This is a genomic window from Burkholderia sp. NLJ2, assembly GCF_049487195.1.
GTDB lineage: Bacteria > Pseudomonadota > Gammaproteobacteria > Burkholderiales > Burkholderiaceae > Burkholderia > Burkholderia pyrrocinia.
Genome location: NZ_CP137810.1, coordinates 1931447 through 1947520, shown reverse-complemented (window position 1 = coordinate 1947520; position 16074 = coordinate 1931447). Strand labels below are relative to the sequence as shown.

General features: G+C 64.9%; 13 protein-coding genes. 6 read left to right on the top strand and 7 right to left on the bottom strand.

Features of this window, described 5'->3' with window-relative positions; all coding sequences use genetic code 11:
- Nucleotides 1-10: 10 nt before the first annotated feature.
- From R9B84_RS31110 to R9B84_RS31095, 4 genes are all read left to right on the top strand, one after another.
- Entirely contained in the window at nt 11-1753 is a 1743-nt protein-coding gene (locus tag R9B84_RS31110; protein WP_423763518.1) for a ShlB/FhaC/HecB family hemolysin secretion/activation protein, read from the top strand.
- Between the two features lie 93 nt (nt 1754-1846).
- A complete protein-coding gene (locus tag R9B84_RS31105; RefSeq protein ID WP_423761288.1) occupies nt 1847-2716 on the top strand; it encodes a hypothetical protein in 870 nt (289 codons plus the stop codon).
- A gap of 475 nt (nt 2717-3191) precedes the next feature.
- On the top strand, nt 3192-3983 hold the full coding sequence (locus R9B84_RS31100; RefSeq protein ID WP_423761287.1) for a hypothetical protein: 792 nt from the start codon (nt 3192-3194) through the stop codon (nt 3981-3983).
- Between the two features lie 544 nt (nt 3984-4527).
- Nucleotides 4528-4899, top strand: a complete 372-nt coding sequence (locus tag R9B84_RS31095; RefSeq protein ID WP_423761286.1) for a hypothetical protein — start codon at nt 4528-4530, stop codon at nt 4897-4899.
- A gap of 62 nt (nt 4900-4961) precedes the next feature.
- On the opposite strand, the gene R9B84_RS31090 is transcribed toward R9B84_RS31095, so the two are convergent.
- Nucleotides 4962-6248, bottom strand: a complete 1287-nt coding sequence (locus R9B84_RS31090) for an isoprenylcysteine carboxylmethyltransferase family protein (RefSeq protein ID WP_423761285.1) — start codon at nt 6246-6248, stop codon at nt 4962-4964.
- A 120-nt stretch (nt 6249-6368) separates the two neighbouring features.
- On the bottom strand, nt 6369-8495 hold the full coding sequence (locus tag R9B84_RS31085) for a collagen-like triple helix repeat-containing protein (protein ID WP_423761284.1): 2127 nt from the start codon (nt 8493-8495) through the stop codon (nt 6369-6371).
- 360 nt (nt 8496-8855) lie between these two features.
- Here R9B84_RS31085 and R9B84_RS31080 point away from each other — a divergent pair, with 360 nt between their 5' ends.
- On the top strand, nt 8856-9254 hold the full coding sequence (locus R9B84_RS31080) for a carboxymuconolactone decarboxylase family protein (RefSeq protein WP_423761283.1): 399 nt from the start codon (nt 8856-8858) through the stop codon (nt 9252-9254).
- 55 nt (nt 9255-9309) lie between these two features.
- On the opposite strand, the gene R9B84_RS31075 is transcribed toward R9B84_RS31080, so the two are convergent.
- Genes R9B84_RS31075 through R9B84_RS31065 form a run of 3 tightly spaced genes read right to left on the bottom strand, consistent with a single transcriptional unit; the run spans nt 9310 to nt 12795 of the window.
- Nucleotides 9310-10305 (bottom strand): alpha/beta fold hydrolase, encoded by a 996-nt coding sequence (locus R9B84_RS31075; protein WP_423761282.1) that lies wholly within the window; start codon nt 10303-10305, stop codon nt 9310-9312.
- A 7-nt stretch (nt 10306-10312) separates the two neighbouring features.
- Nucleotides 10313-11896: a flavin-containing monooxygenase gene (locus tag R9B84_RS31070; protein WP_423761281.1), complete on the bottom strand. Its 1584-nt coding sequence runs from the start codon at nt 11894-11896 to the stop codon at nt 10313-10315.
- A complete protein-coding gene (locus R9B84_RS31065) occupies nt 11893-12795 on the bottom strand; it encodes an SDR family NAD(P)-dependent oxidoreductase (RefSeq protein ID WP_423761280.1) in 903 nt (300 codons plus the stop codon). The genes R9B84_RS31070 and R9B84_RS31065 overlap by 4 nt, the downstream gene beginning before the upstream one ends.
- A gap of 88 nt (nt 12796-12883) precedes the next feature.
- Here R9B84_RS31065 and R9B84_RS31060 point away from each other — a divergent pair, with 88 nt between their 5' ends.
- Entirely contained in the window at nt 12884-13543 is a 660-nt protein-coding gene (locus tag R9B84_RS31060; RefSeq protein ID WP_423761279.1) for a TetR/AcrR family transcriptional regulator, read from the top strand.
- Nucleotides 13544-14365: 822 nt separating this feature from the next.
- Here R9B84_RS31060 and R9B84_RS31055 read toward each other — a convergent pair.
- Nucleotides 14366-15262 (bottom strand): LysR substrate-binding domain-containing protein, encoded by an 897-nt coding sequence (locus R9B84_RS31055; RefSeq protein WP_423761278.1) that lies wholly within the window; start codon nt 15260-15262, stop codon nt 14366-14368.
- A 77-nt stretch (nt 15263-15339) separates the two neighbouring features.
- A complete protein-coding gene (locus R9B84_RS31050) occupies nt 15340-16065 on the bottom strand; it encodes an amino acid ABC transporter ATP-binding protein (RefSeq protein WP_423761277.1) in 726 nt (241 codons plus the stop codon).
- Nucleotides 16066-16074: the final 9 nt, after the last annotated feature.

Below are 16074 nucleotides of genomic sequence, written 5' to 3'. Positions count from 1 at the left end.
ACACACAAAGATTCGGATAGGCTCGTTCACGGTCTTGATATCAATCGGGGGGCACGCGCAGCAGGCACCCACGCCGGCAGATAAGGCCGCCGCCGCACACGCGAACGCGGAACAGGACCGACAAGCACAACAACAACGCGACGCACAGCAGCGTGACGCAACCGTGCGCGCTCCTTCCGTGCGCTCGGACGTGCCGCATGCCGAAGCGTATCCGGCGCTTCCTGCCGAAACGCCGTGCTTCCGCATCGACCGCTTTGTGCTCGACGTGCCTGCGTCATTGCCCGACGCGATGAAAACTGAAGGCGCGTCCACGCTGCCAATGGATCGATTCGCATTCGCCCGCGAATGGCTGAACCACTACACCGGCCAGTGCGTCGGCAAGCAAGGCGTCGACATGTTGGTCAAAGGGCTGTCGCAAGCGATTCTGGCGCGTGGCTACGTCACAACGCGCGTACTCGTTCCCGAACAAGACCTGTCGGCCGGCACCCTCAAACTCGCGCTGATCCCCGGCGTGATCCGCCACGTCCGCTTCGCAGACGAAAAACTGCGAGGCACATGGAAAACCGCATTCCCAACGCACGACGGCGAACTGCTAAACCTGCGCGACCTTGAACAAGGCCTTGAGCAAATGAAGCGCGTATCGAGTCAGGATGTCTCGATGCAGATCGTCCCCGGCGAACTGCCCGGCGAAAGCGACGTGGTACTCGACGTAAAGCGCAACAAGCCCTGGACCGTCGTCGCATTGATCGACAACTCCGGCACGCGCGCCACCGGCAAGTTGCAAGGCAACCTGTCGCTCGGCATCGACAACCCGTTCGGCCTGAACGACATGTTCAACGTCGGCGTCAGCCAGGATCTCGAATTCGGCGACAAGCGTCTCGGCTCGCATGGCTGGAACGGCTTCTATTCGATCCCGTGGGGCTATTGGACCGCAACGCTGTCCGCATACACGAACACCTACTACCAACAGATCGCCGGCGTGAACCAGACATTCATCGCGAGCGGCAACTCGAAAACGGTCGATTTCAAACTGGCCCGCGTACTGGCGCGCGGCCAGAACGACGTGTTCGGCGGGTATTTCCGGTTGTCGCGCCGTTTCGGGCAGAGCTTCATCGAAGACACCGAGATTTCACAGCAGCGCCGCAACAACACGATCGTCGAACTTGGCTTGACCGATCGCCACTACTTCGGCGGCGCACAGTTCGACGGTTCGCTTGCCTACCGTCAGGGTGTCGGTGGATTCGGCGCGCAGGACGACATGCTGTCGGAAGGTGGCGGCCCGACCTATCGCTTCAGGATGGCCGTGCTCGACGCGAACTTGTCGGTGCCGTTCGCGATCGGCCAGCAGCCGTTTCGTTACGTCGGCACGTTCCACGGCCAGTACACCGGAAACACGCTGAACTACATCGACGACCTGACCATCGGCAGCCGCTACACGGTACGCGGCTTCGACGGCGAAACGATGCTCGCGGCGGCGCGCGGCTTCTACTGGCGCAACGAGTTGCAAATGCCAATCGGCCAAACGGGGCAGGCGGTGTATGCGGGGCTGGACTACGGGCGCGTATGGGGGCCGCAGCCGATCGTGCTGGTCGGGACGCAACTGGCCGGTGCGGTGATCGGCGTCAAGGGCAGCGTCGGCACGCGTTTTGGCGCATATGCGTACGACTTGTTTGCGGGCACGCCGATCTACAAGCCATCCGGTTTCCCGACCGCGCGCGTCACGGTCGGGTTCCAGGTCACCGCGCAGTTTTAACAGGGAGTTTCGCGTCGTTGAGGGTGAGAAGTTGCGGAACGTCGGTGGTGTGATGTTATTTGTTAGGAATATTTAACATTTAAGGAGTGAATAATGAAGAAGCAAGTGCTTTTGGCCGGTGTGATGGGGGCGTCAGTCCTGCTGGCAGCGTGTGGCGGCGACGACGGTGGGGTTGCCAACGCGGGAAGCAGTACGTCGAACAGTAACGACGCCGGGGCGCCGACCGCCCCGTCGCCAGGGGTGTCCCAGCCATCGGTCCAAGCGGCATGCCGACCGAACGGCCGTTTCACCTATTCGGGTTCCGCGTCTCAGGTCGCGGCGAACAACGGCCAACTGGCCGTGCTGGTTGTCCCCAGTCTGCCGACGGCCTATCAGAAGAACAGAAACATCACGGCGCCGAACGCGCCCGCATCGAGTCAGGTGCAGCAGGCAAGCGGTGCGTTTACGACGCTTGCGTCGTCAGCTGCGGCAACCGACTGCCTTGGGCTCGACCACGGGGCGGTGACCGAGATTCAGAGTGTCGGCAGCGATGTGGCGATCGGGCGGTGGAATCAGGCGATGGACACGGACGGCAATACCTATTCCAGCGATCAAGGCATTCACTATGCTGTCGGTAGGCCGTTGTCGTTGTCGTTGTCCGCGACGAGCGGCACGCTCGCGTGTACGCAATTGATCGCGGACACGGTGGCGTCCGCTGACGGCGGCCAAGGTGGCACGCTTGGAGCAAGCTCGGCCACGCTCGATCTGGGGACGCGCACGCTCAACAATCTGAGCTTGTCGATCAACTGGGCGAATACGCAATCTACGCTTACGAATACACAGGCGCCGTTGAACGGTGCCTCGACGACCGGGCAGTTGTCGGTTCAGACGGTTGTCGTGGGGCATGACACGGCGCAGCCATTGGTCGCCGTCGGCTACTCGACGCAATCGATTGGCGGGGTCGTGGTCTTGTCGTGCCGTTGACTTCGGCCTGAGTGTCGCGTTCATCGACCGAATAGGCCGCTGACAACCGTGTCCTGCGATTTGCGCTGCACTCCATTGCCCAGGTGTAACGAGCAGGACACGCGGACGGCACGTGCGATGTGAGGTGCAGCGTGAACACGCGGATGGGGTTTTGTAGTTTGTTAGGTGTATCTAATAAATTGAAGGATCGACAATGAACAATCAATTGTAGAAACTTGGACTCGATCTGACAGACGATGTCAGAACATCCGTCTCAGTTCGGCCAATTCATGACGTTCGAGATAGCCGCGTAGATCGTAGACGATCATCATCCAATTGCTACACTCGTTCGAGTCGTACGCGCTCAGTGAGATCACAAGGTTGACGCTCTCGATTTGGGTCGAAACCGCGACCTGGTTTGATGTCTGGCGGGTGGTTAGAATACCCGCTGCACGAATCTAGCAGTCGTAGGACGAACATCGGAAATTAATAAGATATGAAACGACCGGGCATAGTTACAGGACTTGCGTGTCTTAGTTTGATGAATGCGTTGTCGGCGGTTTGGGTGTTCGACCGACGAGCGCACATTGGCACTGATCCAATTTACTTGGGGTCAGCCTTTCCTGTTCATTGGCAGTGGCATTGGATTGTCGCCGCAATCGGAATCCTTTTCGTGACGACGATAGGACTGCTTCGAGGATGGAACTGGGCAAGATGGTTGGCGCTTGTTTTTTGCATTTCCGGCTACATCATCTCCGCACCGGTCAGAGATGGTCACATGCTTTCGAATTTCTTCTTCAATTTGGCAGGAAGTGTGCTGTTCTATTGGTTTATTTTCTTCTCTCCGACAGTCAAGCCGTATTTCACGCGCGCCACCGACGATCAACCGAAATTCGCCATTCGCGGCGTGATCAGCACGTTCTTGCTCGTATTTGCAGTGTTCACTGCACACTCCATCGTCATGGGGGTCTTTCGGAAGACACTGTCAGTCGAGATCGCTTGGATCGGCGTAGGCGTATTTATCCTGCCCCCATTGCTCCTTATCCTCATCATTCGTTGGAATCTGGAGGCGTCCTTACGCGAAATTTCGGCGTTTCTGATTTCAGTCGCCATATTTTTTACATATTCGCAGTTCAGCATATTTCTAGGATTGCGTTTCGCCTATTCAGATGCTGCGATGCCGTACTTCGGTTGGCTTCATAGTGCACTTTTGACGTTAGCGTTTGGTGCCGGCGGTCTTCTGCTGACCGCGTACATCAAACGTCGCTACCGCGTTGCATCGACGTAAGGAGCAAAGGGCAGGGAGTTGCTGACGTGTACGTGATCTCGTCGCTTGGAGTTGGACAGGCTTGGTTGCCATCGGAAACAATCGTGCAATTCGCAGTTAACGGATACTGACGCATCGTTAGCGTGAAGCACCACTCGATGACAATCATGGTGTCACGTCGTTGCTTGAATGACCGCTCGCGAGAATTGTGACCGTCCCTTATGGGTTGAATCCGCAGTCGCTTGCGGCCTTTGGCACTGAACGGCAGGCTACCTGCGACTTGATCTGACTCTGACTGATAGATCACGTCTCGACCTATACAAATCAATGGTTTCTGGCGGGGCTGATTGGGGCGGCAGTCCTGCTGACGGCTTGCGGTGGCGGTGATGGCGGCGGCAGTTCGACGAGCAACAATGGCGCGGCAGGTTCGACTGCTCAGAGCGGGATGAACGGCACAACCGATACAGCGTCGCAGGCTGGACCGGATGGACCAGCGAACGCGGTCAAGTGTCCCGATAGCTATAAGTCGATACAGGTGACGAAGAGCGCGATTCCGAATGCAACGATGACGCTCGTCACCGACGACGGTATCGCCACGTTGACCTTCAAGACGCCGCCGGATGGCGTGGTTCGCGACGGGACAATCTGCCTGGGCAAGCCCGACCCGGTGCCGGCAGGCGTGAAGGCCAACTATGTCTACGAGATCAAGGCGTACGGGGCTTTTGATAACATGTTCAACCGGACGCTGACCTTGAACTTCAAGACGGACGTGATTCCCGATCCGAACCCGCCCGTTGTGGAAATGGCGGATCTGTCGAGCGGGAACGTCACCTACAAGCCGACCATCTCGGGTTCGGTGTATTCGGTCCGACCGAACTACAGCCTGGCGGTTGCCGCAAACTTTCCCGGCCTGTACGTCGTGCGTCTGACACGGTAACGGGCAGCGCCGCACCGCATGGATCGTCGGCGGTGCGGCGTGTTCACGGTTCCGTTGCTTTGTCACGCTGGCTGACGCGCGCCGAAGAACGCCTGCTTGATCCGCGCAAACAACCCATGCTGCGCGATCCATTCGGCATACGCGCGATAGTCGGGGTCGCGCATCAGGTGGCGTTCTTCCGTCTTTGCGCGCAGGTAATAGATCAGATTGACCGCGACGAGCGCAGCGCAGTGCATGAGCCCGATCTGCCAGCCGAGCGGCTCGACGAACGGCACCGACACCATCCAGTACGACAGGTTCTTCGTGATGTACGCCGGATGCTTCGTGAAGCGGTACGGGCCCGACGTGATGATTCCGCGGTTGGTGAGGTTCGAGAAGCGCAGCCCGAACGAGATCGTCGACAGCGCGTAGGTCATCAGCAGCAGGATGATCACGGCGCCCCAGATCACGCGCAGCGTCGGCGCGGACAGCAGCCAGTTGTCCCAGAACAGCGAGCCTTCGTAACGGATGTAGCGGCTCGAGATCAGCGACCAGAACGGTTGATAGCAGATCAGCGCGGCGCCCCAGCCGAGCGCCGTCGGCTCGACCGTGCGCACGTGACTGTCGAGGATGCGGAACGTGCACAGGTAGCCGACGGTGCCGAACATCAGGTCCATCGTGAACGACAGGTCGTACAGGAACGAGAACGTCGCGAGCGACATCGGCGTATTCATCGCGTGCGCGAGCGACGCGGTCAGGTGATCGGCGTCCTTCGACAGGTAGACGGTCATCAGCGGCAGGAAGAACGTCTTCACGCCCCAGCCGGCGAGCATCTCGCGCACCGGCTGCCAGCTCGCGGGCCGCTCGCGGCGGAACAGGAAGCGACCCCACAGCAGGTACGCGTCGTCGGTTTCGCGCTGATGGCGGTCCATCCACATGAAATAGAACGGCGCGGCGACGATTACGTACGGGGCGAGCGCGCGCAGCAGCGACCAGAACGGCAGGTAGAAATCGCCGTGGTATTCGGGCAGCAGCCAGTACAGCATCCCGATGCCCGCATAGATCGACGTGAGCGCGCCGAGCCGCGTCGCGACGCGCGCGAGGCCGAGCGGCCGCACGGCCTGGCGCGACAGCCCCGCGCTCGGGCGCAGATAGACGCGCGAGATGAGGATTTCGTGCAGTGCGATCGTGCCGATGATCGCGAGGCTCGCGATGATCGCGCGCGTCGCGGCGTCGAGGGCCGGCTGGTCGCGCGTGAACCACAGCGCGAGGAGCCCGGCCGTGATGCCGAGCAGGCCGGCGCGGAATGGCGTGGCGGAACGGGGCGGGCGGTCCTGGACCGCGGCGACGCCGTCGAGCGTGGAATTCATGATCGGATCCTCGTCGGGATGAGGGCCGGCGCCCCCGCTTGGCGGGTGACGCCGGCCGTCGGCCGGGCTTTGTATTGATGCGTGCCCGGCCATTGGCCTGTGGTTCTGATAGGTGAAGCGTTACTTCTTCGGGGTGGCGCCGAGCAGACCGCCGAGCAGGTTCGTCACCGGCGACAGCAGGTTGCCAGCACCGCCCGCGGCGGCGCCGTTCGAGCTGCCGGTCAGGCCGGCCGCCACGTTGCCGCTGCCGGCCGGCGTCGCCGCCGTGCCGGCTGCGCCGCCGGGGCTGACCGAACCGTTGGCGCCCGCCGAGCCGGCCGGCGTCGTCAGCGCGCCCGTCAGCGTGCCGACCGGGCCGCTCGTCAGCAGGCCGCCGACGTTGCCCGTCACGTTGCCTCCCGGCGTCGTGACCGTGCCGGTGAGGCTTGCGCCGAGCGGCGTCAGCGAGTTGACGAGGTTGGTGACCGGCGCCAGCAGGCCGCCGACGCCCGAGCCACCGGTGCCGCTGGTGCCACTCGTGCCGCTGGTCCCGCTGGTGCCGCTCGAGCCGAGGCCGCCGAGCGCGCCCGTCACCGTGCCGAGCAGGCCCGTGATCGGCGCGAGCGGGCCGCCGCTGGTGCCGCTCGTGCCGCTGGTACCACCCGTACCGCTCGAGCTGCTGCCGCCGCCGAGCCCGCCCGTCAGCGTACCGAGCAGACCGGTAATCGGGGCGAGCGGGTTGGTGCCGCTGCTGGAACTGCCGCTGGACAGCAGGCCGCCGGCCGACGACACCGTGTTGCCGAGCTGGGACACGCTGTTGCCGGCGCTCGTGCCGACCGGGTTGCCGGTCGCGCTGCCGACCTGCGATCCGGCGAGGCCGAGGCCGCTGCCGAGCGTGCTCAGCAGTCCGCTGAGCGGGGCGCCGAGCATGGTTGCGCCGCCGAGCGTCTGCGTGGCGCCAGGCGTCGTGACGCCGCCGGTCAGCGTGTTCGTGATCGGGTTGATCACGCTGCCGAGCTGCGTCTCGAGTTGCTGGACCGGCGCGCTGTTCAGCGCGGTATTCAGCGCCGATGCGGTCGAGTTGACCGCATTGCCGACCGTGTTGACGAGATTGCCGACCAGGGTCGTCGCCGGCGCGAGCGGCGACAGCGGACCGGTGCCGAGGCTCGTCACTGCGTTGCCGAGGTTGTTGACCGCGCCGCCGGCGCCGGTCAGCAGGCCGGTAGTCGACGTGAGCGTCGGGCCGAGCGGGTTCGGCGACACGCCGATCGAACCGAGGCCGGCCGCGACGCCGTTGCCGAGCGACTGCACGCCGTTGCCGAGGCTCGTGACCGCGTTGCCGACGCTGGTGGCCGTCGTCGGGTTCGTGCCGGGGATCTGCACGCCGCCGATCTGCGCGCCGCCGTTCGCGACCGTCGTGCCGAGTGCCGTCACGAGGTTGCCGGATTGCTGGAGGACGTTGCCGAGTGGGGTAACGCCGGTGCCCGACGTACCGGAAGTACCCGACGTACCGGAGGTGCCCGAGGTGCCGGAAGTGCCCGACGTGCCGGAAGTGCCCGACGTCCCGGAAGTACCCGACGTCCCGGAAGTACCCGACGTGCCCGAGGTACCGGAAGTACCCGATGTACCGGAGGTGCCCGAGGTGCCGGAAGTACCCGACGTACCGGAAGTGCCCGACGTGCCGGAAGTACCCGACGTACCGGAAGTACCCGACGTGCCCGATGTACCGGAGGTACCCGAGGTGCCCGACGTACCCGAGGTGCCGGAGGTACCCGAGGTGCCCGACGTACCCGAGGTGCCCGACGTACCCGAGGTGCCGGAAGTACCCGAGGTGCCGGAAGTACCCGAGGTGCCGGAAGTGCCCGACGTGCCGGAAGTACCCGACGTGCCGGAAGTACCCGACGTGCCGGAAGTGCCCGAGGTGCCGGAAGTACCCGACGTGCCGGAGGTACCCGAGGTACCTGAAGTACCCGAGGTGCCGGAAGTACCCGACGTACCGGAAGTACCCGACGTCCCGGAAGTACCCGACGTACCGGAGGTGCCAGAAGTACCGGAAGTCGTACCCGACGTACCCGAACTACCGCCGCCCGACGTCCCCGACGAACCGCCGCCCGACGTACCGGACGTCCCCGACGTACCGCCGCCTCCCGACGTGCTTGGTTTGATCGACGGCGGGGTCGTCGGTCCATCGACCGAGCCGCAACCGTACAGCGCGAGCAGCGACGAGACGGCCATCGTTACCGTCGTCTTCTTGAGGAAATTGTGCATGTTGGCCTCGACATTGGAAGTGTGTCCAAGCCTCCACTGCAAATTCCGCGCCACGACAGCTTTCACGAAACGGTATCGTGCTTTGTTGCGGAAATCGGGAATATCAACGCGATTTAAACGGAGGAATGGCGCTTTCGCGCGGCGGGTACGCGCGGTGCCCTGGCGTCGAGGTTGCGGTGTTCCCGCAAGCCGCCGTAACGCGCGGCCGGATGTTACGTAGCGTTCGACCGCCCGTTACGCGAACGGTCGCGAACCGAGGGCCGCATCTTTGACGAAACGCGGCGGCCCCGTGAACATGGCGCGACATCTCCCGGCTGCCGGCGATGCCGACTCGGCCACGACTTCACACAGGACACGAACATGAGCGAACAGGACAGGGAGTACGGCAAGGCGCGGCGGATCGACGTGATGGGCGAGGCGTTCGTCGAGCGCGCGATGCGCGACCTCGACGGATTTTCGCGTCCGTTGCAGAACTGGCTGAACGAACACGCGTGGGGCAGCACGTGGCAGCGGGACGGGATCGACCTGAAGACGCGCAGCCTGTGCACATGCGCGATGCTGGCGGCGCTCGGCCGCAGCACGGAACTGAAGGGTCACATTCGCGGCGCGCTCAACAACGGCGCGAGCCTCGTCGAGATCCGCGAGGTGCTGCTGCACAGCGCGCTGTACGCGGGCGCGCCGGCCGCGGTCGAGGCATTCCGCAGCGCGCGCGAGGTGATCGCGGATCTCGGGCTGTCGGTGCCCGACGACGAAGCCTGATTCCGCCGCAGCGCCGGCTGCCTGGCACGGGATCAGGCCCTGCTTCGCTTTTCGCTCAGTGCGCGACCCGCGCGGCTTGCGTGGCTTGCGCGGCGTCCTCGGCCGGCGCGGCGGCGACTTCGAGCAGCCAGTCGGCCGTCGCATCCGGAATCGTGACCGGCAGCATGTGGCCACCGTCGACGACCTTCAGTCGCACACGTGCCGATTTCTTCGCGAGCGCGTCGCCGTGCTCGCGCCAGTTCAGGATCGGATCGGCGCGGCCGTACAGCACGTCGACCGGCAGCGTGAGATCCGCGTAGCGGCGCTCCATCGCGGGCAGGTCGACGGGCGCCGACAGCAGGTCGGTCGCGGTCGCGTAGAACACATGCGGCCGCATCCCGAGCAGCCCGCCGCCCTTGGTGGGGAAGTCGCGCGGCACGTCTTCCGGCGCGAACACCTGGCGCACGGCCTTGCGGCCGGTCAGGATCGTCAGCGGGATGGCAAAGGTCCACGACACGAAACGGCGCACCAGCGGCGACGGCAGCATCAGCGGCCGGAACGGCGCCGGCGGCTCGGATTGCTCGTGCGACAGCGGCGCGATCAGCGCCAGCCGGCTTACGCGGTCCGGATGGTTGAGGCCGACCGCGAGCGCGATCGCGCCGCCGAGCGAATGGCCGACGAGCACGGGCTTGTCGAGCCGCAGCGCGTCGATGAACGCGGCGACCGTGCGCGCCTGCGCAAACACGTTCGCCTGCGAGCCCGCGCCGCGGGTCGAGCGACCGGCGCCGGGCCGGTCGATGAGGATCACGCGATGCTGCTGCGCGAGCCGCGCGAGCGGCAGGTACGCGAAGTTGCGCAGTTGCCCCGCGAGCCCGTGGACGAACACGAGCGGCGGGCCGTCGCCGTATTCGACGTAGTGGATACGATCGCCGCCGATGTCGACGAAGCGGCCTTCGGGCGGAAACGCGCGCGTCACGCGGCGGGCCACGTAGCCGGAAAACAGCGCGAGCGCGGCGAGCACCGCGACGACGCCGAGCAGCACGTTCTGGATCAGATGGAGCGTATGGGTCATGTCGGTCTCACCGGGTTTCGAGTGCGGGTTCGGCAACCGGCGCTGTTGCGGCCGGGCCGGCTTTCGCGCGGCGTTCGAAATGCATCGCCGAATCGGCGAGCGCGCTGAACTTCAGCGATGCAAGATCGAGCACGTAGTTCTGGTGGAATTTCCACGGCTTGCGGTGGCCCTGCTTCGGCAGGATGCCGGCCGCGCGCTGGATGTAGCCGGAGCTCAGGTTGACGGCCGGCACGTCGCCGAGATCGCCGGCGCCGAGCCGCGGCACGCAGGTGTCATAGCCGTTCGCGCGCATGTGGTTGAGCAGCCGGCACACGTAGCGCGCGATCAGCTCGGCCTTCAGCGTCCACGACGCATTCGTGTAGCCGAACGACGACGCGAGGTTCGGCACGTCGCTGTACATCATCCCCTTGTACGACACGGTCTCCGGCAGGTCGACCGCGCGGCCGTCGACCGTGACGCGCGCGCCGCCGAGCATCTTCACCTTCAGCCCGGTCGCGGTGACGATCACGTCCGCGTCGAGCTGCTGGCCGCTCTTCAGCTGGAGGCCGGTCGGCGTGAAGCGCTCGATCTCGTCGGTGACGATCGACGCGCGGCCCGCGCGGATCGACTTGAACAGGTCGCCGTTCGGCACGAGGCACACGCGCTGGTCCCACGGCATGTAGCGCGGCGTCAGGTGCTTCGCGACGTCGAAGCCGGGGCCGAGCTGCTTGCCGGCCGCGCGGATGATGAACTGCTTCGTTTGATCGGGCTTGCGGCGCGACACGTTGTACAGGTACATCGTCAGCAGCACGTTCTTCACGCGCACGAGCCGGTGCGCGAGCCGCGACGGCAGCACGCGGCGCAGCGCGTTCGCGATCCTGTCGCGCGCGGGCAGCGACACGATGTAGGTCGGCGAGCGCTGCAGCATCGTCACGTGCTGCGCGTCGGCCGCCATCGACGGCACGAGCGTGACGGCCGTCGCGCCGCTGCCGATCACGACGACGCGCCGGTTCGCGTAGGACAGATCCTTCGGCCAGTGCTGCGGATGCACGAGCGTGCCCTCGAACGTGTCCATGCCGGGCCAGTCGGGCCGGTAGCCGGCGTCGTAGTCGTAGTAGCCGCTGCACATGAACAGGAAGCGGCAGGTGGTGACGAGCGTGTCGGTCGCGCCGTCGCGCGTGCGCTCGATGCGCACCGTCCAGCGCGCGCGGTTCGAATCCCAGTCGGCCGCGACGACCTTCTGGCCGTAGCGGATCGTCTTGTCGATCCCGTAGGTGCGTGCGGTGTCGCGGATGTAGTCGAGGATCGTCTGGCCGTCCGAGATCGCCTTGTCGCTGTGCCACGGGCGGAAGCTGTAGCCGAGCGTGAACATGTCGGAATCCGAACGGACGCCCGGATAGCGGAACAGGTCCCAGGTGCCGCCGATCGCTTCGCGCGCCTCGACGATCGCGACGCTCGCATGCGGGCAGCGCTGTTTCAGGTGATACGCGGCGCCGATGCCGGACAGGCCGGCGCCTACGATCAGCACGTCGAGGTCGTTGCTGTCGCCACGATCATGGCGGGCGCCGGGAGCGGGCGGCGCGTCGCGCCGGTCGGTCGTCGTCGAAGTCATGCGGGGTCCTTGGTCGGCGTGGTCGGGAGTGCGGCCGGGGCGGGGGCGCGTTCGAGGTTGCGTGCGCGGGCGCGGCGCACGTGGCGCAGCATCAGCCACTGGTAACCGGCGCCGAGCACGCGCGCGATCCGGTCGAGGCGGCGCGCGTCGGCGCCGACGAGCACGCGGCGCGCATTGCGCTCGACGCCCGCGAGGATCTGTCGTGCGGCATCGTCGGCCGTCGTCGCGTTGATCAGGCGGTTCGCCTGCCGGCGATGGGTCGCTTCGTCCTGGCCCGTGAGCGCGTGGATGCTGGTATCGACGCGGCCCGCATCGACGATGTTCGTCGCGACGCCGCCCGGGTGCACGCAGGTCGCGCTCACCGGCGCGCCGTCGAGTTCGAGTTCCATCCGCAGCGCCTCGGTGAAGCCGCGCACCGCGAACTTGGTGGCGTTGTACGCGCTTTGCGTCGGCATCGCGACGAGCCCGAACAGGCTCGACGTGTTGACGACGTGCCCGTCGCCCGACGCGCGCAGGTGCGGCAGGAACGCCTGCGTGCCGTGCACGACGCCCCAGAAATTGATGCCGACGATCCATTCGAGATCGGCGATGCGCGCGGTTTCGGCGCTGGCGGCCAGCGACACGCCCGCGTTGTTGAAGATCAGGTTGACCTTGCCGTGTTCGGCGCGGACGAAATCGGCCCACGCGAACACCGCTTCGCGGTCGGCGACGTCGAGCCGCCGCGTGCTGACGCGCACGCCGTGCTGCGCACAGGCGGCCGCCGTGCCGGCGAGCCCGGCTTCGCTGACGTCGGCGAGCGCGACTTCGCAGCCGCGCCGCGCGAGCTCGACCGCGAGGCTGCGGCCCATGCCCGAACCGGCGCCCGTGATCGCGGCAACCTTGCCGGAAAACCCGTTCATCCGTTGCTCCTCCCGTTCCGCTTGTGCCGCGCCGGCGGCGCGCTTATTGTGGTGTTTGTCGTCACCACTTTAGTTTTCGGGTGTCCTGATGTCAAATAGCGGAATGGAGAAAGCACTCGAAACGGAAAAACGGGGCCGGTCGTATGGCGGCGTGGCGCCCGAGGTGCGTGCCGCCGAGCGGCGCGAGGCGCTGATCCGCGCGGCGACGCGCGTGTTCGGCACGGTCGGGTTCCGCAAGGCGACCGTGCGGTCGATCTGCCAGGAAGCGAAGCTGAACGATCGCTATTTCTATGCGGCGTTCGACAGCACCGAGGATTTGCTGCGCTGCACCTACCTGCATCACGCGCAGCAACTGCATGACGCGGTCGCACAGGCGGTCGCCGCGCGCGGCGGCGATCTGCGCGAGAGCGTCGACGCGGGGCTCGCCGCGTTCTTCGCGTTCCTGCGCGACCCGTGCGCGGCGCGCGTGCTGCTGCTCGAGGTGATGGGCGTGAGCGCGGATACCGACATGACGTACCAGCGCATGCTGATCGACTTCGGCAAGCTGATCATGGCGATCGGCGCGCCGCCGCACGAGGCCGCGACACCTGCGGAGCGCACCGAGCAGCGGCTGATCGGGCTCGCGCTCGTCGGCGCGATGACGAACGTCGGCGCGGCGTGGTTGCTCACCGAATATCGCGATCCGGAAGCGCAGATGGTGGCGAGTTGCCGCAAGGTGCTGCTCGGGACGTTGCGGGAGATCGGCTGACCGGATGGCATCCGGTGGTGCGTGTTCCTCCCGGCAATTGCAGGCTGAAAATGACAAGAAAGCGCTAACCACACGGCGCGCGGGACGTCGTGTTGTATTTTTGTGCGATTTAGTCGTCTTTTTAATAAAAAAAGGCGATCGGTTTTGGGGTGGTGAATAAATGTCGGAAAATCGCCATTGTTTCTAATTCCACTTCCATGCGGCGATGAATTGATGAAAGCAATGTGGGGCAAAAAAAACGGCGCAATGCAAAGAAGTTAGCTCGCATTGCGCCGATCAAGGCGCGAATCCCTTCGCGCCTCAGGCACACCCGATCAGGAACCCGTGTAGCCGCCCCGGGTCCAGCCGTCGCCGTCCCGGCAATACTCGGTCGTCGCGCCGCCGCTCGTCGCGGACACGCGGATGTGAACGGCGCTCCCGAGCAGCCGGCACGTGGCGGACGCGTTGTCGCCGGCGTGGTTGAAGGCGCCCGTGTACCCGTTCGCCCCGTCGTAGCAGCGTTCGGTGATCCTGTTGCCGTTGGCCGTGCAGACGCGGATCGACGGCGTGGTTCCCTATGAAATTGCGGTGGTTTGCATTTCCAGCCCCCTTGTTCGATTGAATAAAGCGGAGAATTGAAACATTCCGGTAAACGCGAATTGGTGTATTGCCGAGAATAAGGTTAGTGGAAAATCCGGAAAGCGGCACGGGATTTTTACGATGGATAGGGTGTATTCGTTCGGGGCAGGAAAGCCCCGGGAAAGGAGAATGGAGGCGGCGTGAAAACGCGCGGCGATCCGGATTCAGCCTGCCGGACGTTTCGATCGTGTCGGCGCCGCCGGCTCAGGCCGGCACGACGCTCGTCGCGCGCTCGCGTTCGTCCGCGATCCAGTCGCCGAACAGCCGAATCTTCTGTTGCTGTTCGACACCGTCCGGATACACGAAGTAGTAGCCCATACCCGTCGGCAGCGACACATCGAACGGCATCACGAGCCGATGTGCCGCCACGTTTTCGTCGACGAGCGACCGGTCGCCGATCGCGATGCCGTAGCCGTCGATCGCCGCATGCGTCGCGAGGTCGAGCGTCTCGAAGCTCAGCCCGCGAGTCGAGTCGATGTGCGGTGCGCCGGCATGTGCGAGCCAGCGTTTCCAGTCCCGGTGGTCGCGTGTCGGATGCAGCAGCGTATGGCCGGCAAGGTCGTCGAGGGTCGCGAGCGGTTGCCGGTCCAGCAAGCCCGGCGCACACACGGGCGTGAGCCGCTCTTCGAACAGCGGGATCGCATGCATGTCCGGACCGGCGCCGGGGGCGTAGATCACCGCGGCGTCGAACGGCTCCATGCGGAAATCGACATGGTGGCCCCAGGTCGTCGTGATCTGCACCTGGAGTTCGGGGTGTTCGGACTGGAACCGCATGATCCGCGGCAGCATCCACTGCATCATGCAGGTCGGCACCTTCAGCGCGAGTTCGGTGCGCCGGCGCGACAGGCGCATCGATACCTCTTCGATGCGCGCGAAGCTTTCGCGGACGGTCGGCAGCAGCAGTTCGCCTTCCGCCGTCAGCGTCAGGCCTTTCGGCGTGCGCTTGAACAGCGGAAACTGGTAGAAGCCCTCGAGCGCGAGGATTTGCCGGCTCACGGCGCCCTGGGTCAGGCACAGGTGCTCGGCGGCGCGCGTGAAGCTGCCATGGTGCGCGACGATGTCGAAGATCTGCAGCGCGTTGAGGGAGGGAAGTCGTCTCATCGGGAAGGCTGGCGTCGAACAGGCGATCGGATGGGGCAGGTGCGGCGCGTCGGGCGGGGCGCGCGAATGACTGCCGCTCAGTGCAGGATCTTCGCGAGGAAGTCCTTCGCGCGTTCCGATTTCGGATTCGAGAAGAAATCGTCCTTGCGGTCGTCCTCGACGATCGCGCCCTTGTCCATGAAGATCACGCGATGCGCGACCTTCTTCGCGAAGCCCATCTCGTGCGTGACGACCATCATCGTCATCCCTTCCTGCGCGAGTTCGACCATCACGTCGAGCACTTCGTTGATCATCTCGGGATCGAGCGCGGACGTCGGTTCGTCGAACAGCATCGCGATCGGGTCCATCGACAGCGCGCGCGCGATCGCGACACGCTGCTGCTGGCCGCCCGACAGCTGGCCCGGATACTTGTGCGCATGCGCCTTCAGGCCGACGCGATCGAGCAGCTTCATGCCCTTCTCGGTCGCTTCGTCCTTGCCACGGCCGAGCACCTTGATCTGCGCGAGCGTCAGGTTCTCGGTGATCGACAGGTGCGGGAACAGCTCGAAATGCTGGAACACCATCCCGACCTTGGAGCGCAGCTTCGACAGGTTCGTCTTCTTGTCGCCGACCGACTGGCCGTTCACGAGGATCTCGCCCTGCTGGAACGGCTCGAGGCCGTTGACGGTCTTGATCAGCGTCGACTTGCCGGAGCCCGACGGGCCGCACACGACGACCACTTCGCCTTTCTTGACCTCGGTCGTGCAGTCGGTGAGAACCTGAAACTGGCCGTACCACTTCGAAACGTTGCTGATGGAAATCATGTCGAACCC